Consider the following 25,796-nt stretch of genomic DNA (forward strand, 5'->3'; position numbering starts at 1 on the left):
CCCGGTGATATGTTATACGCGGTCGCTGCCGCATGCGGCGCGTTAGGGCCGATGTGCGACGATTCGATGACACCAATTTAGTACTTTTGTGAAACCGGACGCCGTCGGCGCGAGAGCGTGTGGCACATTGGCCATTGACGCTGCGGCGTCGGAGGCATTGAGCAACTTCATGGCGCTGCCCGCTTCCCCGTCATTGCGCGTGTCGCTCCGCGTGCTGCTCGCGCGGCAGCGCCGGCGGTTGCGCAAGAGCGAGGCGGCGTTCATCGCGCTGGCGGCGGTTGCCGGCGCGGTCGCGGGGGTGCTCGCGATCGCGCAGCAGATGCTGGCGCACGGGCTCCAGAGCCTGTTCTACGGCGTCAGCGTCAACCGGCTGAGCGCGCTGGGGTCGATCCACCATCCGTGGCGGCTGATCGCGCTGCCGCTGGGCGGGCTGTTGCTCGTCGCGCTGACCGCGGCGTTGCGCCGGCGGGTGCCCGCGCCGGTCGACGTCGTCGAGGCCAATGCGCTCCACGGCGGGCGCATCCCGGCCACCGACAGCCTTGCCGTGTCGGCGCAGACGATCCTTTCCAATGGCGCGGGGGCATCAGTCGGGCTGGAGGCCGCCTATGCGCAAATGGGCGGCGGGGCGGCGTCGCTGCTCGGCATGTGGCTGGGGCTGCGGCGCAACGACTTGCGCACGTTGGTCGGGGCGGGGGCGGGGAGCGCGATCGCCGCCGCGTTCGGCGCGCCGCTGACCGGCGCCTTCTACGCGTTCGAGATCGTGATTGGCACGTATAGCCCGGCGACGATCGCGCCGGTGCTGGCGGCATCGCTCGCCGCGGTGTCGCTGTCGCACGCGCTCGGCATCGCGCCCTATCTGATCGCGACCACCGCGACGCCCGCGTTTCCGCTGTCGCATTATCTCGCCTTCGCCATGCTGGGGCTCGCGTGCGCGCTGCTCGGCATCTTCATCATGCGGCTGGTCGCGGCGGTCGAGCAGGCGACCGCGCGGCTCGGGCGCTGGACGATGTGGCGGCCAGTGATCGGCGGCCTGTTGCTGATCCCTCTGGCGCTCGTCTCGCCGCAGACGCTGTCGGCGGGGCATGGCGCGCTGCACCTCGACCTCGTGCTGCACCCGACGATCGTCTTCCTCGCCACCGTGCTGGCGCTCAAGATCGCGGCGTCGGTGGTCTCGCTAGCGTTCGGGTTTCGCGGCGGGCTGTTCTTCGCGTCGCTGTTCCTGGGGTCGATCGTCGGGCAGATCTTCGCGGCGGCGCTCGGCCATGTGGTGCCCGGGCTGGCGATCGACCCGCAGGATGCCGCGCTGGTCGGAATGGCGGCGCTCAGCGTGTCGATCGTCGGCGGGCCGATGACGCTGTCGATCCTGATGCTGGAGATCACGCACGATTTCGCGCTGATGGGGGTGGTGCTGCTCGCGACATTGCTGTCCAGTGCGGTGACGCGCGAGCTGTTCGGCTATTCCTTCTCGACGTGGCGGCTCCACCTGCGCGGCTCGCGGGTGCGCAGCCCGCGCGACATCGGCTGGACCAGCGACCTGCCCGCCGGGTGGATCATGCGCCGCGATTTCGTCGCGGTGCCGGCGGACCTGACCGTCGCGGCATTCCGCGCCGCGGTGCCGCTGGGCACCGCGTCCAAGGTCGTCGCGCTCGACGGCGACGGGCGCTATGCCGGCATCCTCGCCACCGCGGCGGGCCATGCCAGCGACGTGGCCGCGGACACCCCGCTCGCCGCGCTGCTCACGCTGCAGGACACCGCGGTCGCGCGCGCGACCCCGATCGACGTGCTGCTGACGGCGTTCGACAGCGCGATCGCCGACGAGATCGCTGTCGTGGACGACGAGCGGCGCGTGGTGGGGATCGTGACCGAAGTCTATGCGCGCCGCCGCTATTTCGAGGAACTCGACCGCCACCAGCGCGAGATCTTCGGGGAGCGGTGAGGGCGGGACCGACCGTCGTCGCTGCGAGCCGGTTCCCGAGACCGACGCGACAACGACGACGCGTTCAGGGCTTGCGCCGCAGCGACCAGATCACGTTCGCCAAAGCGGTGAGGATCGCGGCCACCGCCAGCAGCACGGGCGTGTCGATCATCATGACTCGACCTCCTTTCCTGCCGTTACCTCAGCAGGTTAGGAGGATGTAGGAAAGAACAAAAGTGGAACAATCTAGACTCCCCTCCCTTTCAAGGGAGGCGAGTCTAGCTCAGCACGCTCCCACCAGCGCCACCACCCGTGTCGCATCCATCCCCCCGTCACGCGTCGCGCAGACACGCCCGCGCGCGTCGGTCGCGATCGCGAACGGCAGCCCGGCGGCGCGCGCAAGCGCGTCGGTGCGGTAGCGGCGTACCTCGCCGTCGGGCGGGGTCCAGCGATAGGTGTCGGGGACGCGCCGCCACATCGCCGCGGCGCGCGCGCCGTCCTCGACCATGAACACCCGCACCGCGCGCGGCCGGACCGCCGCGGCGATCGTGTCGAGCCGCGCCAGCTCGGCATGGCACGGCGCGCACCACGGCGCGATCAGCAGCAGGACGCTGTCGGCGGGATAGCGCGGCGCGTCCGTCCCCGGTGCCGCGCCGCCCAGCAACAGCGCCAGCGCCGCCAGCCGCATCGGGCCACGGACCCCCTCGACAGCGCGGGCGCGCCATGATGTGTTGGCGGGAACAACGGGAGGGTTCATGTCGATATCTTTGCTCGCGCTGGCGATCGCCGGTCAAGCCGCCGCGCCTGCCGCAGCCGCGGCGCCGAAGGGGGCGCAGGCATTGTTCGACGCCGGCACCGCCGCCGCCTCCGACGGCCGCTGCGCCGAGGCGGTGAGCTATTTCGACCAGCTCGACGCGAGCGGCGCGACCAAGCGCAACGCGCTGCTCGGCGCGACCGTTGGCGTCCGCAAGGGCCGCTGCCTGCTCGACGGGCCGCGCGCCGCGGAGGGCAAGGCCGCGATCGCGCGCGGGCTGCCGGTGCTGCGCGAGAAGGGCGAGGGGTTCGCGGGCGACGTCTATGACGCGCAGATGGCGCTCGGCCGTCAGGCGCAGCGCGACTTCGATTACGACGCCGCCGCGCGCGCCTATGCCGATGCCGCCGCACAGGTGAAGGACGCCGCGCGCATCCCCGCGCTGCTGCGGCTGGCGCAGGCGACATTGTTCGATCACGACGGCCGCGCGCTGGCCGCGACCGATGAGGCGTTGCGGCTCGCCGCCGCGTCCGATCTCGGCAAGAAGAACCTCGCCGCGGTGCAGACGATCCGCGCGCGTGTGCTGCTGAACGAAGGGCGCGCGAAGGACGCCTATGCGCTGCTCAAGGACAGCCTCGCCAAGCAGGGCGGGCTCACCAACCGCGTCGGCGCGTCGGACATCGCGACGCGATCGGACCTGGCGATCGCCGCGCTCAAGACCGGCGATCGCGACAATGCGCGCCGCTATCTGGCCTATACCGGTGCCGGGCGGGTGGAGAATACGCCGTTCACCTCGTACGGCGCGATCGAGCCGCCGACGTGCGGGGAGGGCGGGCTGACCCCCGAGGACGAGGCGATCGTCGAATTCTCGATGGAGGAGGACGGCCATGTCGCGGGCGTCGCGCCGATCTACACCAATGGCGGGCGCGAGAAGGCAATCGCCTTTGCGCGCGCGGTCACCGACTGGTCGTGGCGCGCCGCGGATGCCGCGAAGATCGCGCCGCTGTTCCGCATGGCGACGCGGGTCGAGATCCGGTGCGTCGTCGCCGATCGCGCGCCGCAACTGATCAAGCCGCTTGCCGATGCCGCCGAGGCGTGGCTCGCCGAAAAGGGCGCGGGCACGCCGGCCTGGGCGGATCGCGCCCCGGCGATCGCCTTGCCGATGCAGCGCGCCGCGCTGACCGCCGCGACCGCGGCCGGCGATCGGCTGCACCAGTTGCAGGCCGCGCTGGCGGCGGGGACGAACCCGGTGATCGCCGACGCCGACAAGGCGGCGACCTATGCCGCCGCGCGCGCCGCGGCCGACGCGCTGGCGGCGCCGGCGTCGGTGCGCGGCTATATCGACATCGAAAGCGACGACAGCCACCGCGGCAAGCCCGAGGCGGAGCGCAAGCGGCTGCGCGCGTTGCTGGTGCGGCCCGATCTGGCGCGCGATCCGCTGACCGCGGCGACGCTGCGGCTGCTGATCGCGCAACCGGTGTTCACCACGCGCCCGCCCGCCGACGCGGATGCGTTGCTGCATGCGGTGGCCGACGAGCCGTCGTTACCGGCGCAGCATCCGCTGAAGATCGCCGCCTTGTTGCAGCAGGCCAATCTGCTCGCGGCGAAGGGCGATCTGGCGGGGGCCAGCGGCGTGTTCGCGCGCACCGGGCTGACCGGCGAGCAATGTTCGATGCTTGGGCTGCAACCCGCGATGAAGCGCACCGGCTTCGGCGCGAGCAACTATCCCGACGAGGCGATCCGCATGGGGTTCGAGGGCTGGGTGCGGATCGCCTATGACATCGCCGCGGACGGCCACACGGTCGCGCCGCGCAGCGTGATCGCCTATCCGCCGTTCATCTTCGACGAAGCAGCGACCGGCATGATCCGCGACACCCGCTATACCAGCACCTTCCGCCCCGAAGGCGCGCTGGCCTGTTCGGGCGAACAGCAGGCGATCCGCTTCGTGCTGCCGGGCGGCGCGCCGCCGGCGTCGTGACGTGCGCGAACCAAAGGCGGAGGGTAGCGGAGTGGAATGGCAGGCAGAGTGCAATTGCGGCCAGCTTCGTGCGACCTGTGTCGGCGAGCCCGATCGCGTCTCCGTTTGCCACTGCACGAACTGCAAGCGTCGGACGGGCAGCGCGTTCGCATGGAACGCGAGCTTTCCCGCCGGGGCGGTGACGACGGCGGGCGAGCGACATCGTTTTGCGCGGGCGACGGACTCCGGGCGAACCAATGTCTATCATTTCTGCCCGACCTGCGGCTCGACGGTCTTCTACGACGTAGCGATGCGCCCCGGCATGATCTCCGTGCCGGCGGGGGCCTTCGCGTCGACCGACTTTCCCCGGCCGACGGTGCAGGTGTTCGACCAGCGCCGCGTGGGCTGGTGCACGATCGACGCAGGCTAGGGTCTGTACTCAACCGCAACAAGGTCGTGACGGAGCGGATTTTGGCGCCAGGCAAGGAGCAAGGAGGGAGCGATGCCAAAGCATCGTGACCGACGCGCGGCCGGGCTCCCCGCAAAGTAGTACTTTGCGGGGAGCCCCGACGCCGCATGGCGCCAAAATCCGCCCGCCGCGCAGCGGTCGCCCGTGGAAGGCCGGCCATGTGCAGGTCGCCATGCCCCCGGCATGGCTGACATCGTCCGGGGGACGATGTCACCTGCACATCGTCACTTGCTTGCGGGTAGCTCTGCTACCCGACTGCGCTGCGCTCCTCGTGGGCGACCTTCCACGGGCGATCACGATCCTTGTTGCGATTGAGTACAGACCCTAGGCGGCGCTTTCCGACAGGCATCGGATGGCTGCCGGTGGTTTCGTTTTCGCAACGATCCGGCTACAAGCTGCCGATCGCCAACAGGCCGAGGGCTATGATGACAGCGCCGCTCTTCCGTCCGCAATTTCCCCCGGCCATCCAGCGGGTCATCAACCGTCTCTACGCCGAGACGGTCGCGCAGGACCCGCGAACCCGCGATGCGGCGCTTGCCGAAGGAATGGCGAACGAGAGCCACGCAGGGTTCTATGCGGCGATGACCGACGCGCGGATGCCGGTGACGCCGGAGTTCGGCAACCTTCTCTACGTGATGGCACGGTCGAGCGGGGCGCGGGAGGTGGTCGAGTTCGGGACGTCGTTCGGCGTCTCGACGCTGTTTCTTGCCGCCGCCCTGCGGGACAACGGGGGCGGCCGGATCGTCAGCACCGAGCTGTTCCCCGCCAAGGCGGCGCGCGCCGAAGCCAATCTGCGCGAAGCCGGGCTGGCCGATCTGGTGGAGATCCGCGTCGGCGATGCGCGCGAGACGCTGCGGTCCGACGATGGCGCGCCGATCGACCTCATCCTCCTCGACGCGGCGAAGGACCTCTACCTCGACGTGCTGCGACTTCTGGAGCCGCGTTTGCGCAAGGGCGGGCTGGTCGTCAGCGACCGGGCGGACCTCGATGGCGGGGACGGTGATCGTGCCGCCGCCCATATCGCCTATCTGACCGACATGACGAACGGTTACCGGATGGCGGGCGTTGCGACGCAGGCGCTCGGCCAGACCTTCCTTCATGACGTGGCGATCCGCGTCTGAGAGCGGCAGCCGCGTTCCCGCAGCCCGACCCCCGCTGACACGCGCCCCAAACCCGCATTGGGGCGTTCCCGCAAGCATGACCGTCCTGATCCCGGTGCTGGGCGACCAGCTTACCCACACGCTTGCCAGCTTGCGCGACGCCGATCGCGGGGACGCGGTGGTGCTGATGATGGAGGTGTGGGACGAGGCGACCTACGTCCGCCACCACAAGAAGAAGATCGCGCTGATCTTCGCCGCGATGCGCCACTTCGCCGAGGAACTGCGCGCGGAGGGCTTGACGGTCGATTACGTCACGCTCGACGCGGCCGACAATACCCACAGCTTCACCGGCGAGGTCGCGCGCGCCGCGGTGCGTCACGATGCGCGCGCGATCCGTACCGTCGCAGGCGGCGAATATCGGGTGCGGCAGGCGCAGGACGATTGGGCATTGCGCACCGGATTGCCGGTCGAGATCCTGGAGGACGATCGCTTCGTTTGCCCGCTCCCCGATTTCTACGCCTGGGCGCAGGGGCGGCGCGAGCAGCGCATGGAATATTTCTACCGTGACATGCGCCGCCGCACCGGCTTGCTGATGACCGCTGACGGCAAGCCCGAGGGGGATAAGTGGAATTACGACCACGACAATCGCGACACGCCGCCGCGCGGGGTCAATTATCCCGCCCCCGAACGCTTCGCCCCCGATGCGATCACCAACGAGGTGCTGGCGCTGGTGGCTACGCGTTTCGCGGATCATTTCGGCGATCTGGCGCCGTTCGCGCTGCCGGTGACGCGCGCGCAGGCGCTGGTTGCGCTCGATCATTTCATCGCCGCCGCGCTTCCCGATTTCGGCCGCTATCAGGATGCGATGATCGCGGGGCAGGATTATCTGTTCCACAGCAGCCTGTCGCTGTGCCTCAACCTCGGGCTGCTCGGCCCGATCGAGGTGTGCGAGGCGGCGGTCGCGGCCTATGCGCGCGGCGATGCGCCGCTCAACGCGGTCGAGGGCTTCGTGCGGCAGATCATTGGCTGGCGCGAATATATGCGCGGCATGTATTGGTGGGATATGCCGAAACTGGCGACGCGCAACGCGCTGGAGGCCAAGCGCCCGCTCCCCGATTTCTACTGGACCGGCGACACCGGGATGCGCTGCCTCGCCGAAAGCGTCGGGCAGACGAAGCGCGAGGCCTATGCGCATCATATCCAGCGGTTGATGGTGCTCGGCAATTTCGCGCTGCTGGCGGGGATCGACCCGCAGGCGGTGTCGGACTGGTACCTGGTCGTCTATTTCGACGCCTATGAATGGGTCGAGATGCCCAATGTGATCGGGATGAGCCAGTTCGCCGACGGCGGCGCGATCGCCTCCAAGCCGTATGTGTCGAGCGGGGCGTATATTGACCGCATGTCCGATTATTGCGGGCGCTGCCGCTATGACGTGAAGAAGAAGACCGGGGAGGGCGCGTGCCCGTTCAACGCGCTGTATTGGGACTTTCTCGCGCGGCACGAGAAGCGCTTTGGGGGCAATGCGCGGATGCGGAATATGTACGGGACGTGGGAGCGGTTCTCGCCCGAGAAGCAGGCCGAATATCGGGAGAGTGCGACGGCGTTCCTCGAGACGCTGACCCCGGCGGAGGAGGGGTGGGCGCGGCAGCCGTGATGGCTGCGGCTTCCCCCTCCTTCGTCGCCCCGGACTTGATCCGGGGCCCCGCTTCTCCTTCTCGACCTAAGGGAAGAAGCGGGATCCCGGACCAAGTCCGGGATGACGGAGAGAGGCAGGTGCCCCCGAACGTCACCCGCCGATGACGTCCTTCACCTTCTCCGCCGCCTTCGCCAGCAGGCCCTTCTCGGCCTCCTCGGCCTCGGCCTTGGTCTTGAACGCCGCGCCCTCGGGCTCGGCGGGGGGCGCGTAGACCGAGAACAGCTTCAGCGCGGCGGTGCCCTTGTTGACGATGTTGTGCTCGGCGCCCTTCGGCACGACGACCAGATGGTTCGGCCCGGCGGTGGTGTTGTGGCCGTCGATCGTCACCTTCGCCTCGCCCTCGACGATGAAGGTGGTCTGGTCGGCGCGGTGCGTCTCCATCCCGATCTCCTCGCCGGCCGGGATCGCCATCAGCACGATCTGCACCTTGGCGTCGCGGTACACTTCCTTCTGCCACAGCTCGTTCTTGCCCGCGAGCGCGACCATGTCCTTGTTGAAGATCGCCATGAAGCGCGTCCTTTCTCGAATGGGTTCGAGGAGACGAACGGCGCAGCCGGCGAAGGGATGCATTAGGGGGCGGGGAGCGACGCGGCGCTCCCCGCCCGTTCACGCTCAGAAGCGCAGCCGCACGCCGGCGCTGATCGTCTCCTGATGGTCGTCGCGCCCGGTCTGCGCCGAGGCAGAGGCGAACAGGTCGAGCCCGCTCGGCAGGCGATAGCCGACCCCGCCCGCCGCGGTGCCGACCAGCTCGTTGCGGGCGGCGCCGACCGCGTTGAGGCCGAGCCCGCCCCCGGCATAGCCCGCCAGCGCGTCGGCGCGCTGCCCCTCGATCTGGTAGCGCGCGCCGAGCGTTACGAACGGCCGGAACGATGCGTCTGACGCGTCGCTGCGCGCCAGCGTCACGCCGGCATCCGCGAAGCCCGCGACATGCCGGTCGCGCGCGACCTGCAACGCGAACGGGCTGCGGCCCTCTTCCGCCACGCCCGCGCGGGTGGTGCGGATATAGGTCACGCCGACGCGCGGGCGCAGCGACCAGCCGTCACCGGTGTCGAGCCCGTAGCTGGCGGCGAGATCGCTGACCCAGCTGTGCAGATCGTAGCGCCCGCTCACCGCGCCCGCGCCGGGCAGCGCACGGTCGGTGCGCGCCTTGCCGCCGTCGTACAGCACCGAGGCGCTGATGCCCCAGCCGCTGTCCGCGCCGTAGCGCGCGTGGATGCCGCCGACCGTGCCATCGGCGCGGGTGCGTGCGCCCAGTGCGCCGATCTGCTGCCGCCCGTTGAGATAGCCGGCGAACGCGCCGACCATCCACGTCCGGTCGCCATAGCCGACCCCGCCGAGGAAGCCGTAGCTCTGCGCGCGCGCGGTGTTGCTGCCCTGCGCCGCGTCGCCCTGCAGCGTGTGCCACTGGCCGACGGTCTGCGCGAAGGTGAACGCGCCCGCGTCCTCGCGATCGGTGGCGAAGCCGTTGCCGCGCGCCACCTGGGTCAGCGACAGCGCATGGTCGACGCCGAGCTGGGTCGCCGAGGCATAGGCCTCCGGTGTCAGCTGCGCGAAGCCGCGTGCGTTCGACGCCCCCGACGCGTCCACCAACGCGGGCAGGCTGTCGAACAGCGTGCTCGTCGCCGGCTGCACCGCCAGCGTCGCATTCGCATAGGCGATGCTGCGCGCGACCTGCGGGGAGAAGCGCGCGTCGGTCAGGAACTGGCCGAGCAGCTGGATGCGGTCGGCACGCTGGACGATCACCCCGAACAGCGACGCCGGCTTCGACACGGTCGTGAACCCGCCGGTGATCCCGCCGCTGGCGGTGATCAGGTCGTAGCTGGTGCCGGCGCGCAACGTGCCGACCGGCACGATTTCCAGCGTCGTGCCGCTGGCGATCGACATCGCGCCGTTGACGACCAGCTTGTCGGAGATCGTCGGGGTCAGCTCGAACAGCGCGCGTGACCCGCTGGCGAGCGCGACATTGCCGTTGACGGTCATCACGCCGGGTGAAGCGCCCGGGCTGAGGATGCCCGCGACGTTGACGTTGCCGTTGACGGTGCCCGCCGAGCCGAAGGTTGCGCCCGCGGCGACGTCGAAGCGGCTGGCGCTGAGCGTCGAATTGGCGAGCCCGACCAGCCGCCCGCCGCTCAGCGTCACCGCACCGAGCGACGCGTTGCCCGAGACCGTCGTGAAGCCCGCGCTCATCCCGAACGCCTCGACATTGGTGACGTTGGTGAAGGCGACCGGCGCGCTGGCGCTGCCGCCCGATACCGCGATCGTGTCGGTCCCGGCGCCGCCGTCGACCGCGCCGGCGAAGCCGCCCGCAATCGTCAGCCGCTCGTTGCCGCCGTCCATCCGCACCGTGCCGGTGGTCAGCGACCCGCTGCTCGCGATCGTCAGATCGGTGCCCGCGAGCACCTGGTCATAGCTTTGCGCGCCGGTCAGCGTCAGCGTGCCCGTGCCGGTGCTGGCCAGCGTCTCGAAACCGGTCAGCGACGCGGCATCGAGGGTCCGTGCGCCCGCCAGCGTGACGGTGGCGAGATCGTCGCCCGCGCCGCCCGCGACGGTGCCGGCCAGCGTGCCGCCGGGCGCCAGGCTGAAGCTGTCGTTACCCGCGCCAAGGTCGATCGTCCCGGCGATCGTCCCGCCGTTGGCGAGCGTCAGCGTCTGCGCACCGTCGCCCAGCGTCGCGGTCTCGCCGCTTGCGCCCAGCGTACCGGTGACGGTCAGCGCGTTGCCGGTCAGCGCGATCGTCTCGAACCCGCTGGCGTTGCCCGCCAGCGTGACCGGCGCGTTCGCGGTGAAGCGCAGCGCGTCGCTGCCTGCGCCGCCGGCATAGCTGCCGTTGGCGGTTGCGGTCCCCAGCGCCAGCGTGTCGTTGCCGCCGCCCAGCGCGACGCGCGCGAGATCGCTATCGACGCTCAGCGTCTCGGCGGCATCGCTGCCGGTGACCGCGCCGACGGTGTTGCCGTTCAGCGTCAGCGCCAGCGCAGTGCCCGCCAGCGCGACATTGTCGAAGCTCTGGTCGAGCGTCAGCCCCAGCGTGCCCGAGCCGGTGACGGCAAGCTGCTCGAAGCCGCTGCGCGCGCCGATCCCGCTGCGGTCGCCCGACAGTGCGACGCGATAAGTGTCGATGCCCGCGCCGCCGTCGACCCCGCCGACGACGCTGCTGCCCGCCCGCTCAACGAACGTGTCGTTGCCCGCGCCCAGCGCCACCGCGCCGGTGATCGTCCCGGCATTGTCGACCGTCTCGGCATTGTCGGTGCCGGTGATAGTGACCGCGCCGGCGCTGCTCAGCGTCTCGCCCGCGGCGACCGTGACGGTGCCGCCGCTGACTCCGATCGTATCGGCCTGGAACGCGCCGACGTAATCGACCGCACCGTTGCCGATCTGGCTGAAGCGTTCGAAGTTGATGAACTGGCCGGCCCGCACCGTGCCGCCCCCGGTCCCGTCGATGATGAGACTGTCGATACCGTTGCCCGCGTCGACCGTCCCGGTGAGCGTCGCCGACGCACGGTGCAGGAACGTGTCGTCGCCGTCGCCTAGGAACACGTCGCCGGTGATCGTGCCATAATTCTCGATTCGATCGTCGCCGGCGCCGGTCGCGATCGAGCCGATGATCGTGCCGGTGTTCACGATGCGGTCGTTGGCGTCGAACGCTTGGATCGCACCGGCGACGGTTTCACCATAAGCGGTGGTGAAGTTACCCCCGCCGTGAAGCGTGCCGGCATTGGAAAGGTCGAGCGTGCCGCCCGCGACGATGGCGGTCGACAGCACACCGGTGGCCTCGATCGTACCGGTCGCGGTGTTGACGACGGTAATCGCATGGCCGGCGTCGGCCCACAGGTTCAGCGCCGAGGCGGATTCCGTGTAGGTTTCGGTTCGATCCTCGATCTGCCCGGTTGCCGGGTTGAACACCTGATAGGTGGAGGTCAAATTCTGACCACCGTCATTGGCGCGGATCGTACCGCTGTTGGTGAGGGTGATCTGCCGCGTGCCGCCGGAAGGTGTCCCGTTGCCATCGAAGCCATAGGTTTCGAGATAAACGGCGTGGCCGCCCTTTCCGGTCACCGCGATCGTGCCGCGATTGTCGAGCGTCACCGACGATGTTCCACCGGCATCGTCGATCGTGTCCAGCTCGACCGCGGTACTGCCGCCGTCGTCGCTGATCGTGCCGCGATTGATCAGCGATACCGTCAACGGCTGGGCGGCGATCGCATTGGTACGGTTCTGCACCGACGCGGCCAGTCTGCCGACGATCGTACCATCGTTGACGGCGGTCACGGCGCTGTCCGAATAGAGCAGCGCCCCTTGCTCTCCGTTGCCTCGGTCGATCGTCCCGGCGTTGGTGAAGTCGATCGCAGCGGCCTGTGCGATGCGTACCGCGGCTCCCTGCGTATCCTGTGTGGTCATGGTGCCGGTGGCACTATTGACGAACTGCCCGACGCTGCCGCGGAAGCCGCCGTTCAGCTGGCCCTGGTTGGTGAAGGACGCCAGTATCTGCGCGTCGGCCCCAGCCCCGTTGCCCCATGGATCATTGTCGGTCAGCACCATCCCGCCGATCGTCGCGGTGTTGACGATGCTACCGATGCCCGACAGGCCCAGCTCCGTCGTCACGGGCGCCGCGGCCGCGAGGGTCACTTGCGTGTCGGCGTTCACGGCGCGAACGCCCTCGACAGTGAAGCCGGTCGGCAAAGCGCCGCCCAGCGTTACTATACCGCTGGTGGTGCGGGCGTAAATATAGGTGTTGATGCCCGCGCCGCCGTCAATCGTGCCGCTGACGCCGGTCACGTCGTCGTACGCGACGAGCGTGTCGTCGCCGTCACCGAACGACAGGTCACCCGCGATCGTGCCGCCCTGAGCGACATAGATGGCATCCAAGCGCGACCGGCCGAATGGCGAGAAGCCCAGGTCGACCGAACCATCGATCGTACCGGCATTCTCCAGCATGCCGCCGCTCAGACGGATTGCTGTCCCGTTACCGATGATCGTGCCGCCCAGACGATTGACGATGGAGCCGGTCGCATAGGCTTGGCTGCCGATCGCGATGCCGCTTGTGCTGGCGATCCGGCCGCTGTTGTCGACCGTCATGCCACGGTCGCCCGTCACCGCGTCGTTCGCAACGTCGATCGTGCCGGTGTTGGTCAGCGTAAAGCTGGCGTAGGTATTGGCGACCGCCTGCGCATTGCGCTCGCCTGCGACCTGCACGATCGAGCCGTTGTTGATAATGGTCACGGCGTCGATGGCGGTCGCACCGCCCACCGCGATGGTGCCGTCGTTGATGATCGTTGCGCCTCGGATCGCGGTCAGCGGGTTGTAGATCGGCGAGGCACGGTCGATCACGCGGATCGTGCCGGCGTTGGTGAAGATATCCTCACCGCCGATGGCCACGGCGGCGTTGCTGTACTGCATGCTGTCAAGCCGCGTGAGCGTCAGCGTACCGCGGCTGACGATCGACAGCGCGTTCGCGGGCGGGATCGTGGTCACACCCGGCGCATTGCGCAGGGTGGTGGTAGAGATCGCAGTGTCACGCCCGGCGACGATGTCGCCGCTGATGTCGACGTTGCCGGTGCCCGCAAAGGTCAGCGGCGTCGACGCGCCGGTCAGCGTCAGCGCGGCGCCGTCGAACAGGTCGTAGCCCAGCTTGATGAAGCCGGTCGGCAATGTTGGAACTGCGCTCGCGTTCGCGCGGACACGATAGCGCAGGAGCGATTCCGTTGCCGACACGGTACCGCTTATCCCCGCGAACGCCCCGGCGCCGCTGTTCGCCAGTTCGGTGATCAGCGTGTCGCCGCCGCCCAGCGTCAGATTGCCGTTCAACACGCCGCCGGGCAGCGCAAAATAATAATTGTCGTTATAATAGATGTTGATCGGTCGCCGGCCAAGCGTCACGTTGCCGTCGATGGTGCCGGCATTGGCGACGACCGCGCTCTGCACGTCGGAGGAATAGCCGCTGCTGGGGGCGATGGCGTTCTGCCCGCCGACGATGCGGCCGCCGGCCAGATTGTCGATGACGCCGTACCAATCCAGCGCGACCGCCGTACCGGCGGAAGAGATGGTGCCGCCGTTCGTCAATTTGCTCGACAGCTGCGCACCGATGGTCGCACCCTCGATCGTGCCGCTATTGACCCAGTTCAAACCGTACGAGCCACTCAGGAATGCCCCCACGCCGTCGGTGGAGCGGATCGTGCCGCTGTTGTCGAAGCTGCTTCCAAATAGCGACACCGCCGTGCCAATCGCTCGAAGGACGCCCGTGTTGACGAACGGACCGGAAATCGAGGAGCGAACGCCGTTGCCCGCGGCGTCGATCATGCCGTCATTGCGGAAACTACCGCTTCGCAAGTCAATCGCGAATAGGTCTACACCGCCGGCTGCAGTCGTGCGCAGCGTACCGTTGTTGATAAGCCCAACGGACTCCAGCGCCATGAAGGGCTGGGTGACCACCTGGGTCGTGCCGACGAGCGTGGCATTGTTGATGACGCTCCCGGAGCCCTCCACCGTGATCGGACCGGTGAAGGCGCTGCTCAGCGTGACCGTCGCGTTCGACGCAAGCGACAATCCCGTTCGCTCGAACCCGGTCGGTAGTGCCAGTGGACCCAGCGTCGTGTCGGTCGCGAACCGTACACGCACCGTATCGACGCCGTCACCCCCGTCGATTGCCCCGGTGACGCCGGTGACGAGCGCGCCATTATTGTACCGTGCCTGCAATACGTCATTGCCCGCCCCGAGGAGCAGGTCGCCATTGATCGTTCCGGCGACGGTGTCGATCGTGCTGGCCCTCGATCGGTCCGTCGTCCGCGACACGACGGATCCGTTGATCGTTCCGGCGTTTGTCAGCGTCAGGATGCTCGTGGTGTCGATGGCATTGCCGACGCCCGCGATCGTACCGGTCGCAGTATTGGTGATCTGCATGCCGAACATGCTGTTGAAATCGGAATTGTCCGCCATCAGGATCGCGGCACCGGCGGTCCCCGTCAGTGCGCCCGCATTGAGGATGGTCGGCGTAAGCTGGGTATAGCCATAGGGGAGCCGCTGACGGAGGAGCAGCGCCTGCGTTCCACGGATCGTGCCGCCGGCCGCAACGCTAATGGTCGTGGAATTGTACAGGTCGACCGATGCGGCCATCACCAATCCGGCCCTTGCGCCCCCATCGACGATCCCGTTGACGGTGAAGGAGGCATTCGGCCCGGTGCTAAAGATCGCGCCATCACCGCTGGCGGTCGTCACAACCGCGCCCTGCCGGACAATCACGCGCGTGCCGGAGGTGGAGACGTTCAAGCCGTTGGAATCGACGCCGGTGCAGGTCGTTTCACCATAAGCGACCGTCGGATCGGGCGAGCATTGCGCCTGCGCCGTCGTTGCCACCCCCATCGCCGCGATGCTGGTGCCGAGCGCGAGCGACCATAGGCGCAACCGCACCGAACGCTGAACTGCCATTCTCATCTTCCCCCTGTGCGAAGCGCTCCCCTGCGCCTGCCCGCGTCATGTCTATGGCGTCGGCGATACGCCGTCCAGAACCGATCGCGGTGAAAATGCATCAAGGATGAACGCCCGACGACCGGGGCATCGGCGATGCCCCGGTCGTGGCGTGTCATAGGAAGGCGTAATCGACTTGGAACGGCATCGTGCCCAAGGTCGGCACGGCAAGCGGCAGATGTTCGTCGATGAAACCCGACGACGTGTCCGTCGTCACCGAAGGCTCAGACATAAACGATGAATAGGGTGTCTGCGCGTCATTATGGGACGACGTCGTCAAAAATGCGCCGTCGTCCCCGAACAAGCCGATATCGGACGACAGCATCACCGATGCGGCCGGCTTTGTATAGGTGCCGCTGGCATCCGTGATGGTTTCAATCGAGCCCGTGGCGAAAATCGCGTTACGCTGTTCAAGAGTGAAGGTCAGGCTACGCAGCGTCAGGGTGTCCTGACCCGCGCCACCCTTGACCTGCAACGCGGCGGTGATGTTGCTGGTCGAGAAGACCGTTCCGCCGGCATTCGTGGACACCACGCTAAACCCCGTGATCGAGGCCGAGCCCAAGTCGATCGCGGCGTCGGCGACGCTGATCGTGTTGGTGGACGAATAGGAATAACCGGACCAGTTGGTAATCCCCGCCATCGCGCTGCTGTTGACCAGGAACGTGCTGCCACCCGTCGCATTGACGTACATCCACGCCAGTGTCGCGGTACGCAGATCGTAGGTCTGGATACCGACGGAGGAATAATTCTCGAACGTGACGCCGATCGGCGATGCATAGGGGCTGGACGGCGTGGGCGCCGTTCCCTTGATGATGTTACCGACGTTCCAGTTCGCCGCCGATGTGACCGTCACCGATCCGTTGCTGAGGCCGTCGATTGTTACCTTGCCTGACCCGAGATAGACGCGGCTTGATCCGTTGCCTTGGGATGTGGCCATCGCAATATCCTGATCACCCAGGTAGATGCGGGCCTCTGCGCCGCCGCTGGGATTGGTGAGCAGGACCTTCTCAAAGTCGGTGAAGCTGCCCAGCCGGTCGATGTGGAACTCGCCGCTACCGTACAATTGCAGCGTATCGTAGCCAGCGGCGCCGATCAGCTGGTCTCCCGCGCTGCCGGTCGATCCGATGATGGGGGCTCTGGCTGTCAGCGTCTCCGCCGTCGCTGTCACCGTTCCACCGGCGGCCGGCATCACCACGCGGTCAGCACCGCTGGTCAGCCGCACCATGTTCGGGTCGATGGCATAGGTGCCGCCCGCATCGGTGATGGTCTCGATCGAGCTGGTGGCGAAAATCGTGTTGCGCTGGTCGACGGTGAACACCGATCCGCGCAAGACCAGCGTGTCCTGTCCGGTTCCGCCCTGCACCTGCATCGCGGTGGCGCTCCGTTCGGTCGAGAAGGTCGTGCCGGTCGTGTTGGTCGACACGATTTTGAAGCCGCTGATCGAGGCCGTGCCCAGATCGATCGCTGCATCCCCGGTGCTGAGCGTGCTGGTACCCAGATAATAGCTGGACCAATTCGACACCCCCGTCATCGCAGCACTGTTGACCAGGAAGGTGCTCGCGTTTCGCGACGTGAGATTAACCCACGACAAGGTCGCGGAACGCAGGTCGAAGGTCTGGCTGGCCGCGGAATAGTCGCCGAACGTAACGTTGATCGTCGTCGCAAAGGGATTGGACGGCGTGGGGGCCGTTCCCCTGATGACGTTGCCGGTGTTCCAGTTCGCAGTCGAGGTGACGTTCACCGTGCCATCGATCAAGCCGTCGATCGTGACCTTGCCCGAGCCCAGGTAGATTTGGCTGGAGCCACTGTTCCGCGACACGCCGAGCGCGATGTCCTGTGCACCGAGGTAGATGCGTGCCTCCGCACCCCCGCGAGGATTGGTGATGAGGATTTTCTCGAAATTGGTAAAGCTGCCCAGTCGGTCGATGCGGAAATCCCCGCCACCGTAAAGCTGCAGCGTGTCCTCGCCGGCGCCACCAATCAGTTCGTCGCCAGCGCTGCCAGTCGACCCACTAATCGCGGCGCTGGCCGTCAGCGTCGCCGCCGTGGCGACCACCGTTCCGCCGGTGGCCGGCATCACCACGCGGTCGATGCCGCTGGTCAGGCGCACCATATTGGGATCCATGATGTAGGTGCCGCCCGCATCGGTAATCGTTTCGATCGAGCTGGTGGCGAAGATCGTATTGCGCTGGTCGGTGGTGAAGGTGGTGCCGCGCAGTACCAAGGTATCCTGACCGGCGCCGCCTTGCACCTGCAATGCGGCAGTGGCGTTGCCGGTCGAGAAGATCGTGCCGGCCGTGTTGGTCGACACGATCTTGAAGCCGCTGACCGATGCCGTTCCCAGATCGATCGCGGCATCCGCGGTGCTGAGCGTGTTTTCGCCCGTATAAGTGTACGCATACCACGACGACACGCCCGCCATGACGGCGCTGTCGACGAGGAAGATTGCGCCAGTGTTCGAGTTGATGCTGACGTTCTTCAGGGTCGCCGCGCGCAGGTCGTAGGTCTGGATGGTCCCGTAGGAGTATGCGCCGAATATGACGCTGATCGGGCCGGGATAAGGGTCGGCCGAGGTGGCCGTCGTCGCCTTGATGACGTTCGCCTTGTTCCAGTTGGCGGCGGACGTGACAGTGACCGAGCTGTTGCGAAGACCCTCGATCGTCACCTTACCGGAGCCGAGATAGAGGCGGCTCATACCGTTTCCTTGCGTCACACCCACCGCGATATCCTGCGCGCCCAGGTAGATGCTTGCCTCGATCCCCGGGGTCAGGTTGCTGAGGAGAATTTTTTCGAAACCCGCGAAGGCACCCAGCCTGTCGACCCGGAACTCCCCCGCGCCATAAAGTTGCAGCGTATCATATCCCGTCCCGCCGATCAGGCGGTCGCCCTCGACGGTCTGCGACCAGGGAGCGACGGGGATGGGCATCGTCGTGCTGGCCGTCAACGTCGCCGCCGTCGCTGACACGATCGCACCGCTGTCGGATGTGACGATGTCGTCCGATCCGGTGGTCAGTGTTGCCGCATCGACCGGCACCTGGATGCGTAGCGCGAGCGCGTCGGAGCGGTCGCTGACGTTGCCGGCGGTATCGACGGAGCGAACATGGACCTGGTGGCTCCCGACCGACAGCGCCGAGGCGACCTCGTACGTCCAGGCACCCGCGGCATCGGTGGCCACGGTCCCAACCCTGCGCCCGTCGAGATAGATCAGTACATTGGATCCGACTTCGGCCGTACCCTGGATGACCGGCCGGACCACCGTCGTTCGCCCGTCGTTTGCCACGCCGGTGTCGGACGCGGGCGTCAGCGTAGGCGTGTCGGGACGGAGCGGGTCGATGCTGTCGACCGTGATCGCGACGCCCAGCGACGCGCTGTTGCCAACGCTTGCGGAGATGCGGTGTGTGCCGTCACTCAGGTCCGCGACGTCGTACGTCCACTTGCCTCCGACGCCGTTCGCGACGGCCGTGCCGACTGCGCGTCCGTCGACAGAAACCTTTACCAGCGAACCGGAAGCGGCGCGCCCTTCGACCGTCAGCGTGGAATTGGAGGTGATGTCATCGCCGATACGGCCGCTGTCGGATGCCTCTGCCAGCTTCGGACCGGCCAGAAGCGCATTGGGAACGCGTCCTTCCGCGGCACCCGCGGTCACGAAATGGCGCGTCGCGGCGGCCAAGTCAGTGCCGAACGCCGCAGAAAGATCCGCATAGCTCGCGGTATAGCTCAATGCGTCGAACGTGACGGTGCGTCCCTCCGCGGCGCCCCATGCCAAATAATGCTGCGTCACCGCGCGCGTATCGGTGCCATAGGCAGCGCGCAGGTCGGCGTTCGACGCCAGATAGCTCCACGGATCGAAGGTGACGGCGCGTCCCTCGGCCGCACCCTCCTTGATGAAGTGGCGCGTGGCAGCCGTGGTGTCTGTTCCGAAAGCGGCGCGCAAATCCGCGTAGCTGGCGAGATAGGCCAGCGCGTCAAAGGAGGTTCCGCGCCCCTCGTTGGCGCCCCATTGGATGTAGTGGCGGGTGGCACTGGCGGTGTCGGTGCCATAGACGGCGCGCAGGTCGGCGTAGCTGGCGATATAGCTCAAGGCATCGAACGACGGCGTACGTCCCTCGCGCGCGCCGGACAAGATGTAGTGACGAGCCGCCGCCTCGGCGTCGATGCCGAAGGCGCCGCGCAGATCGCCGTAACTGGCGGTATAGCCAAGCGCATCGAAACGGATGCTGCGCCCCTCGCGTTGGCCCGCCGTGGCGTAATGGCGACGGCCCGCCTCCGGATCGGCACCCAGCACCGCCCGCAGATCCGCATAGGAAGCAATATAGGCGAGCGCTTGCGCGTCGTCCCAGGTCGAGCCATTCATGATGTATTCCCCCGTTAACCTTGTCGCCGTTAGCAGAACAACTGCCGAAGGATTCAAGAATATCGGGAAGATTTGCCCATTCCGGGACTATTTGGCGTCAGGGGGCGTCGGAATGTTCCCATCTCGCATGCGCGCAGTCATGACCAACGCCCAAGCCACCTACCGCGGGCCGTTGTCCGTCTGCCTGACCGCGCGGGCGGCAGTATCGTAGCCGGCCGTAGCGTCCAGGGAAGAATCCTGGTTGCGGTCGATGCGTGTCGCCACGCGCGCGTTGATGCGGTTTTGAATGCGGGTATTCAGCCGTGCCATGGGCGCCACCCCGGCAACAGCCTGCGTACGACGCTGGCCGGCCTCGCCCGCCGAGGATGTTGCGACACGCCCGTTGACCATATCTTGCGCCGACGCCACGCCCCCAACAAGTGACAATGACAGGGTCAAGGCGGCGACCGAGACAGCGCGTCTTCTCACTTCCGCCCTCCCGGTGACTGCGGCTTGAGTTCCACGTGCTCAATACGGCCGGACAAGCCCGAAATACTATCAGACGGGCGGGCCGCCAAAATCAGCGTCTGCACAGGGCAGCCCGCCGGCACCTGGAACACACCCTCGAACCCGGCGCTCCCTTGGCTTGATCGCGATACCGTCACTCGGCCCAGCTCCCGCCCGTTCTGACAGACCAAAGTCCAATACGGCAGCGTGCCGTCCGGCTGGTCGATGTCGATGCTTCGCCCCTGCAACCGATAGCTACCCGGCGGCAGCAACTGAACCTGTTGCAGCATCGGCCCGCCGATGCTGGCCGGCGCGGAGAAATCGAACCCGTCCTTGGCGATCGTGCCGGTGATCCCGCCGTCGCCGACCACAACCCAATCGAACGGCGTCGGCGTGTCCGACTGGCCCGAAAAATTGCCAGAGCGTGACCGGTCCCGCGGCGCCAGGGGATGCATGGTCGCGTAATAGCTCCATGCCTGATCCACCTTGCCGCTCGCGAACAAGGCGGCAAGCAAGGCCGCTTTCGCTGACTCGGGCGTCGCGATGCCGACGCGGTCGAGGCGGCGGAACAGCATCGCCGTTGCAAGCGGATCGGTCCCTCGCGCTGCCACGAAGCCAATGAAGCCGTCGCGCCAAGGCGGGTTCGTCGCGAGCAAGCGCACCAGCCGCGCTTGTACGGGCGCTTCGACGCTTGCCGCTGCCAAGACCGGAAAGAGCGCACCGGACGTCTCCGGTTTGACCCGCAGCGCGATGTCGTAATGGCGTAGCGCGCCGTCGACGTCGCCGTGTGCGACGGCATCCTCAATCCTCCACAATTGGGTTAGAGGATCGCGACGCGAGAGGGTCTCCGAATAGGTGAAGGCACGGCGCGCCGTCACGGTATCACCGCGCATCTGTGCGTTGAACCCCAGCGCCGCTGCCGCCGGTACGCTCACCGCATCTTGGCGTAAGGCCGTAATAGCCAGTTTATCGCTGCGCAGTCGATCACTTGCCGTCGCTTCCGGTCCGCTCAGCGTCGCCGCGAGGTGCGCCGTCGTGCGTCCATCGTAAGACGCCAAGGCAAAGGCGCGTTCGGCATCGCGACCCGATGCCTGGGCAAGCGAGAAGCTGCCTTCGTAATAGCCAACGACGGCCACGATCGCCGCCAGTGCGACGCGAGCAGGCCATTGTTTACGGAAGCGGCGAGCAAGGCGACCGCCGCTTCCACGCGGCCGGTCAGGCCTTTTCGTCACGTTCGCGCCCATAGCCGTAGCCATATTCGTAACCATAGCCGTAATGCGCCTTGCGTGCCTCGAACTTCGTCAGAACACCACCGAAGACGCGGGCGTTGGCGCTGGCGAGACGGCCGAGTGCGGTCTTGACCAGGCTGGAGCGAATCCCGTGGGATTCCACCGCATAGATCACGCCTTCGACACGGCTAGCGATTAGCGGTGCATCGGCCAGCCCCATGACGGGGGGCGAGTCGATGATGACATGGTCGTATTGCTCTAGCAGTCGGGCAAGGAGCACCGCCAGGCGGTTGCCGGTTAGCAGTTCGGCCGCATTAGGCGGGATCGGTCCGGCAGACATGGCCATGAAGCCCATATCCTGCATCGGGAACAACATAGTCGAAATGTCGTCGTCGCCCGCCAGGAAGTTGCTCAACCCACGCTCGTGATCAACGCCTCCCATCTGATGGATGGATGGCGAGCGCATGTCGCCGTCAACGAGCAGGACGTTACGTCGCCCCCGAGACAATGTGGTTGCCAGTGCAAGAGCGGTGGTCGACTTACCCTCCGCAGGGCGCGTCGAGGTGACCGCGAAACTGCGTGGGATGCCGCTCTCGGTTGTGAAGGCAAGACTTGTCTGGATCGCCAGATAAGCGTCGAACAGGTCCGACTTACGATCGAGCAACGCTTCTTTCGGCGTAGAGCGATCGACCTTCGGCACCGATCCCAGCAGTGGCAATCCAAGCCGACGTTCAACTTCCGCGGGATCGGCTATCGCCTCATCGATCTGCTCCAGTGCGAAAGCAGCTACCGCACCAAGACCGGTGCCGATTAGCAGCGATAGCACTAGATTGAGCAGAAGCCGCGGGCTGGATGGCTTTTCGGGGGTATCGGCAGCATCGACTACGGAAACGTTGTTAATGCCGACGCCACCCGCAACACCGATTTCCTTGAAACGTTGTAGCAGGCCGTCATAAAGTGCGCGGTTGGTATCCACTTCCTGCTGGTAGATATTGTACTGGATGCTTCGCCGACGAAGGTCGAGATAGCTCGACTTCAGGGCGTTGACCTTGTTCTGCAATCCACGCTCGCGCTCCAGCGCTTCGCGGAAGTCGGCATTGAGCGATCCGGACACGCGTCGCTCCTCGCGGGCGATGGACCGATCGAGCTGGTCGATCTGCGACTGGACGGCCTTAGCGGTCGGATAGTCGGGCTGGAACTGGACCATTAACCGCTGATAGTCGGCGGCAAGCTCCGCACGGCGCTGGCGCAGGTTGTTGATGGCGGTGTTTCGCAGCGCTTCGGTCGACGCGCCGGCGGCACCAGCCTGACGGAAGCGCGCCTCGGCTTGAATTCGCTCGGCCGTCGCCTGCGACAAGGCGGTGTTGAGGGTGGCGAGATCATCCGCGACAATCGACCGCTCGGTCGTCGTCTTTCCATCGCCCGATTGCGATGGCAGATTAATGATTTGCTGCGCGGAGGCGTAGTTCACCAGTTGTCGCTGTGACGCATCCAGCCGTTCCTTGGACTGCGCCAGCTGTCGCTGGAGCAGGTTACGGCCGTAGGATGTCGCCTGTACCTTGCGTTCCAGGTTCGTCTGGATGAAATTTTCCGCCCAGGCATTGGCGACCTGCGCGGAAAAGACCGGGTCAGGGCTGGTGAACGAAATGTCCACGAGGCGCGACAAGCGCGTCGGGGTGATCACGAGATTGTCGCGGAGCGTTTTGCCTGCCACCCGCTGTCGTTCCAGACGCCCGCCGGCCGGATAGCGGCCGTTCACCAGCTGGAATGCCGGCGTGTCCGCCGCGGTGTCGAACCGTTCAAAAAACTTTGGATCGTCGACCAGCTTCAGCTGCTGCGCGACCCGTTCCGACAGCGAGCGCGATTTCAGCAGCCCGTATTGCGTCTGATAGAATTCCTGATCCGCCAGACTGGCTTCGCGTTCGACGCCTTGGATATCGGTGACCTTGCTGGATTCACGCAAAACCTCGATCGAAGCGGTCGCGGTATATTTGGGTGTCATCAGCAGGGTGATGATGAGGCCCAGCAAAACGCATGCCGCGACGATCGACAGGATAACGTATCGCCGCCGAATTATCATGCGAAGATATTGCCGCAGGACCGGCATCTTCGCTGGCTCAGGCGGCTGCTGGCTGCTGAAAGCCCCCCCGGCCGGCAGTACGCCGCCAGGTGTCATGGCTGTCGCTGGATTCATATCGGCGAGGGACCCTTGAGAGCGCGCGATTACTGCAGGATCGCGATGAGAGGAGCGGCAAGCACAGGAGCGAGCGATACCAGATCGCGGAAGCGCCGTCGTTGCGGGGAGTCGCCCACGACGATCACATCGTTGGCGTAGATTTGCGGATCGTCGTACATGCCGCGCCGGATGGCGCCGACGTTGTATAGCCCCGCCATCTTGCGGCCCTCCACCGTGCGCAGGATGACCACATCGTCCTGCCGCGCGAATTCCGACAGACCCTTGGCCGAGGCGATCGCCCGCATCAGGGTCATCTGATTGGTGACCGGGTACAAGCCGGGTTCAACCACCTGACCGTCCACAGTCACGACTTGGCTGACCGACCCCTTGATGTTGACGGTCACTTCCGGGTTTCGCACGTAGCGGGTGCGCAGGGCGTTCTCGATCGCGGTGGCCAGCTCGCCGGTCGTCTTTCCACGGGCGTCGATCGTTCCGGCCAGCGGCATCGCGATACGGCCGCTCGCATCAATCTGCACCTCGCGACTGAGATCGGGAACGTTGAAGACGTCGATCTGCACGGTGTCCAAGGGGCCGATCAACGCAGGACGGTCGCCCGCGATGAGGTCACCTCGTGTCGGTGCGGGCAGGGTCGTGTCATTCTCGACGACGGTGAGCCGTTGCGTCGGTACGAGCGGCTGACGACCCCCGCAGCCCGCTAGGACCGAAGCGCCCAACAGGACGATCAACATTTTACGCATGCGGAGGCGATGCTCTCAGGTTAGGGATTGACGAGCCATAGTTAGCGCCGTGTCCAAGGTAAAGGTCAGCCTTGTCGACCCGACTTAACTCCATGAAGCCACGAGGCCGCGACCACGATCAACATCATCATGGTCGGCGTACGGGCCGGATAGTCGAAGGCACTGGCCAGCACCGTCAGCAGCAGCATGATCGAGCCGATTCGAGCAAGGGCCGGATCCGCCAGATCAGCCGGCCGCCGCCATGCCGCCACGCTTGCCCATCCCCACCATGCCAGCGCAGCCAGTAGCAACAGCAGTCCCAAAATGCCGGCATCAAGCACAATTTCGAGAAGATCGTTGTGGGCGTGGTTGAAGTAGGTCGGCTTCAGCAGCGCCAGCGGTTCGTGGATGCGGAAAACAGGGTCGAAGCTTCCTAGGCCGGCACCGGCCGGAAAATAGTTCAGCGTCATCGCCCACACGGTCGGCAACGCGCGCCCGCGCATGTCCTGTCCGGCGTCCATCTCGAAGATCCGCTGAATTGATACCGCGCGGTCCGCCGCGACGCTGATCAGCACGAAGATGGCAACGATGGCCGCCACTGCGGCGATCAGCGCCGGGAATGCCCACGTCGGCGCACGGCGCAGCGCCCGCCGGATGTTGCTGCGCGCCACCAGCAGGCTACCGGCAAGCGCCAGCGCCCCCAGCAACAGTCCAGCGCGCGATCCGCTCACCACAATCGTCATCAGAAGCAAAAGCGTCAGTCCAACCCCGATCACCGCTCGTCCGCGTCCGCGGTTGCGACCGGCAAACACCCATGCCGGCACCAGCAGACAGCCCAGAGCCAGCAAGAGCGCGAAATGGTTGCGGTTGGCGAAGATGCCGCTCATTTCGCCCACGCTGTCGTTGATGAGGGGATTGTTGAAGCCCGAACCCGAAAGCTGCATGAGCCCGAGCAGGTTTGCCGCAACGATCATAATCAGGATTACGCCCGGCAGCAGCCGACGCTCGTCCGGCCGGATGCTGTCGATCATCACGACCGTCGTCAGCGGTACGATCAGCGAGGCCAGTGCATTCAATGTGGTACCTGGTACCAGCGCCAGCGGGCGCCAGGGCTGAGGCTGCCCCATCGTCGCGTCGACGACCAGCGTCCGTCCGGGCAGCGCTTGCCAGAGCGCGGGTGGGAGCGGGATCAATTGCAGGACGGCCAATCCGATGGCCGCCAGCAACAGCCACCAGACCGGGCGGGAACGCCCAACTTCCGGGCGATCACCGAAAAGCGCCAGTAGGAAAAGCGACAAAACGGCGACCAAGCGCACGACGAACTGCCCGTAGACCGTGGCGCGCGATGCGCCCCCGGCGATCGACAGCACTACCAGAAACGAACAGAACAAGATGAACGATAGGCTCGGCCTGTGAAGGAGGCGGGGCGACGGCATGGTGGGCATTCGGAGGTCAACCTGTGCAAGCG

14 protein-coding genes are annotated in these 25,796 nt (G+C 66.6%); 5 read left to right on the forward strand and 9 right to left on the reverse strand.

The window, feature by feature from the left end; genetic code table 11:
• The first annotated feature begins 169 nt into the window (after nt 1-169).
• The gene (locus SPHPH_RS0100160; protein ID WP_028964898.1) at nt 170-1,936 is read left to right on the forward strand and encodes a chloride channel protein; all 1,767 of its coding nucleotides are present in this window, start codon (nt 170-172) and stop codon (nt 1,934-1,936) included.
• Between the two features lie 262 nt (nt 1,937-2,198).
• Here the strand turns inward: SPHPH_RS0100160 and SPHPH_RS0100170 are convergent, their stop codons facing one another.
• Entirely contained in the window at nt 2,199-2,672 is a 474-nt protein-coding gene (locus SPHPH_RS0100170; RefSeq protein WP_156025716.1) for a TlpA family protein disulfide reductase, read from the reverse strand.
• On the opposite strand from SPHPH_RS0100170, the gene SPHPH_RS0100175 reads away from it, so the two are divergent.
• The 4 genes from SPHPH_RS0100175 (at nt 2,671) to SPHPH_RS0100190 (ending at nt 7,846) form a co-directional block, all read left to right on the forward strand.
• Nucleotides 2,671-4,644 carry an energy transducer TonB gene (locus SPHPH_RS0100175; protein WP_081668388.1) on the forward strand — a complete coding sequence of 658 codons (1,974 nt, stop codon included), beginning with the start codon at nt 2,671-2,673 and terminating at the stop codon, nt 4,642-4,644. The two genes, SPHPH_RS0100170 and SPHPH_RS0100175, sit on opposite strands and share 2 nt — an antisense overlap.
• Before the next feature lies 1 nt (nt 4,645).
• Nucleotides 4,646-5,053 carry a GFA family protein gene (locus SPHPH_RS0100180; RefSeq protein ID WP_238302769.1) on the forward strand — a complete coding sequence of 136 codons (408 nt, stop codon included), beginning with the start codon at nt 4,646-4,648 and terminating at the stop codon, nt 5,051-5,053.
• A gap of 464 nt (nt 5,054-5,517) precedes the next feature.
• Nucleotides 5,518-6,213, forward strand: a complete 696-nt coding sequence (locus tag SPHPH_RS18365; protein WP_156025717.1) for an O-methyltransferase — start codon at nt 5,518-5,520, stop codon at nt 6,211-6,213.
• 76 nt (nt 6,214-6,289) lie between these two features.
• On the forward strand, nt 6,290-7,846 hold the full coding sequence (locus SPHPH_RS0100190; RefSeq protein ID WP_028964902.1) for a cryptochrome/photolyase family protein: 1,557 nt from the start codon (nt 6,290-6,292) through the stop codon (nt 7,844-7,846).
• Nucleotides 7,847-7,978: 132 nt separating this feature from the next.
• Here SPHPH_RS0100190 and SPHPH_RS0100195 read toward each other — a convergent pair whose 3' ends face one another.
• The 8 genes from SPHPH_RS0100195 to SPHPH_RS0100230 all read right to left on the reverse strand — a co-directional run bounded on the left by SPHPH_RS0100195 (nt 7,979) and on the right by SPHPH_RS0100230 (nt 25,773).
• Nucleotides 7,979-8,395 carry a cupin domain-containing protein gene (locus tag SPHPH_RS0100195; RefSeq protein ID WP_028964903.1) on the reverse strand — a complete coding sequence of 139 codons (417 nt, stop codon included), beginning with the start codon at nt 8,393-8,395 and terminating at the stop codon, nt 7,979-7,981.
• A 105-nt stretch (nt 8,396-8,500) separates the two neighbouring features.
• Nucleotides 8,501-15,307 (reverse strand): autotransporter outer membrane beta-barrel domain-containing protein, encoded by a 6,807-nt coding sequence (locus tag SPHPH_RS0100200; protein WP_156025718.1) that lies wholly within the window; start codon nt 15,305-15,307, stop codon nt 8,501-8,503.
• A gap of 154 nt (nt 15,308-15,461) precedes the next feature.
• A complete protein-coding gene (locus SPHPH_RS20290) occupies nt 15,462-19,757 on the reverse strand; it encodes an Ig-like domain-containing protein (RefSeq protein ID WP_156025719.1) in 4,296 nt (1,431 codons plus the stop codon).
• Between the two features lie 102 nt (nt 19,758-19,859).
• Complete coding sequence (locus SPHPH_RS20940) at nt 19,860-20,009, reverse strand: hypothetical protein (protein ID WP_156025720.1); 150 nt, start codon at nt 20,007-20,009, stop codon at nt 19,860-19,862.
• Nucleotides 20,010-20,164: 155 nt separating this feature from the next.
• Nucleotides 20,165-21,430 carry a tetratricopeptide repeat protein gene (locus SPHPH_RS0100215; RefSeq protein ID WP_156025721.1) on the reverse strand — a complete coding sequence of 422 codons (1,266 nt, stop codon included), beginning with the start codon at nt 21,428-21,430 and terminating at the stop codon, nt 20,165-20,167.
• A complete protein-coding gene (locus SPHPH_RS0100220) occupies nt 21,402-23,591 on the reverse strand; it encodes a GumC family protein (RefSeq protein WP_238302770.1) in 2,190 nt (729 codons plus the stop codon). Before SPHPH_RS0100220 ends, SPHPH_RS0100215 begins: the two co-directional genes overlap by 29 nt.
• 47 nt (nt 23,592-23,638) lie before the next feature.
• Nucleotides 23,639-24,349, reverse strand: coding sequence for a polysaccharide biosynthesis/export family protein (locus SPHPH_RS0100225; protein ID WP_238302771.1), 711 nt, complete (start codon nt 24,347-24,349; stop codon nt 23,639-23,641).
• 65 nt (nt 24,350-24,414) lie between these two features.
• Nucleotides 24,415-25,773, reverse strand: coding sequence for an O-antigen ligase family protein (locus SPHPH_RS0100230; protein ID WP_081668392.1), 1,359 nt, complete (start codon nt 25,771-25,773; stop codon nt 24,415-24,417).
• Nucleotides 25,774-25,796: the final 23 nt, after the last annotated feature.

The sequence above is a fragment of the Sphingomonas phyllosphaerae FA2 genome, assembly GCF_000427645.1.
Lineage (GTDB): Bacteria > Pseudomonadota > Alphaproteobacteria > Sphingomonadales > Sphingomonadaceae > Sphingomonas > Sphingomonas phyllosphaerae.